Source organism: Bradyrhizobium sp. Mp27 (assembly GCF_029953005.1).
In the GTDB taxonomy this organism is placed as follows: Bacteria; Pseudomonadota; Alphaproteobacteria; order Rhizobiales; family Xanthobacteraceae; genus Bradyrhizobium; species Bradyrhizobium barranii.
Window position 1 is genome coordinate 1 of sequence record NZ_JASAUS010000592.1, and the last position, 671, is coordinate 671.

A 671-nucleotide genomic window follows, 5' to 3' on the forward strand; every position below is an offset into this window, starting at 1 on the left:
GCACGCCTCAAGCACCTTGCGATCTTTCCTCGAAAGGTGGACTTCTCTTGCTTCGGGTATCATCCCGACCTTGAATCACGACTCACGTTCCAAGAAAAGTGGGTACTAGCCTCTGAGCAGCGGCAGGAGCTGATACTTAAAAACGGCATGCTCGTGCCGTCAATGACACTGCCGTTCGATGCGACCCGCGTCGACGAACTGTTCAAGTTCATCACGCAGGGGCTGCTGTTCCACCACTTCGGAGCGATACTCGATCGGAAGAAGCACGGCGTTTGGGCGGGATTCCTTAATCGGCAAGGCGAGGAGATGCACCGGCAGCTGCTCGCAACGCCCGCTCCCGCATCACCGACGATCTAGGTTCCGGCGCGCTCGTGTATGAGGGCGCGCAAGGCGTGGATTTCCCGGAGATGTCAATCTGGGTATTCCGGATCTTCGGCGGCATCCGGACCAGCGGTGACCCGCACGAGCCGGAGGCGGTGCTGAGGGTGATCGGAGGCGTAACCGCGTCGCATCGGGTCCTCCGGCGGCTCGATGCCAGCCTAGAATCCCCAGTTGCGACTTAGCCCGTCTTATTCGTAAGAGGCGCCCGAGAGGCTGGCGAGCGTGGTGTAAAGCGCTGATACGGCGTAGGATTCGGTTGTGAAGCCAACCCCATCACCTCCAACCGCGAA

The 671-nt window shown here is 60.1% G+C and carries 1 pseudogene; it reads left to right on the forward strand.

Features of this window, described 5'->3' with window-relative positions:
- Positions 1–357, forward strand: a pseudogene (locus QJT78_RS51895) (hypothetical protein); the annotation flags it as partial.
- Between the last annotated feature and the right edge of the window lie 314 nt (positions 358–671).